The organism is Pseudomonas sp. 32_A, from assembly GCF_017490905.1.
Classification (GTDB): domain Bacteria; phylum Pseudomonadota; class Gammaproteobacteria; order Pseudomonadales; family Pseudomonadaceae; genus Aquipseudomonas; species Aquipseudomonas inefficax.
The window spans coordinates 1-519 of record NZ_JAFGYI010000185.1; the positions used below are offsets into that span (position 1 = coordinate 1).

Genomic DNA, 519 nt, shown 5'->3' on the forward strand with positions numbered 1-519 from the left:
GGCATCGCGGTGTCGAGCGCCACCGGCGTCGCGAAACGCGCGGCGATGCTCACCTGCCCGGCCCGCCCTCGTTCTTTTCCGCTCGCCGCAAGCGCAGCTTATGCTCGCGCTGCAGATACGCCCAGTCGATCTTCGCGAACGCGTAGACGAGCGCGAGAAACGCGAGCTGCGACGCCGCGAAATAGAGGCCGAGATACGCGCCGCCGAGATTCGATTCGGGCTCGACGTAGTCATGCGTGAACTGGCCGAGCGACGCCCATAGCGCATAGCTCGCGAGCCGCCCGAAGAAGAACGGCACGCCGATCAGCCGCAGCGGCAGCCCGGTCAGCCCGTACGCGATGAACAGATAGTTCGACGGCAGCGGGCTGAACGCGTACGCGAGCAGCGCCCAGGCGGTCACGCGCCGGCGCCGCTCGATCCATGCCTTCGCGACGTCGACGTTGCGGCGGTCCGCGTCGCTCATCCAGCGCCCGCGCACGAGCGAGCGCGACGCCTTCGCGAGCATCAGCCGGCCGCTCG

Annotated in this window: 1 protein-coding gene; it reads right to left on the bottom strand. The window is 69.2% G+C overall.

Translation table 11 applies throughout. The features are described from left to right. Positions 1-49: 49 nt before the first annotated feature. A partial coding sequence (locus J5M58_RS26205) for a hypothetical protein (protein ID WP_207880247.1) occupies positions 50-519 on the bottom strand: 470 nt, incomplete at its 5' end.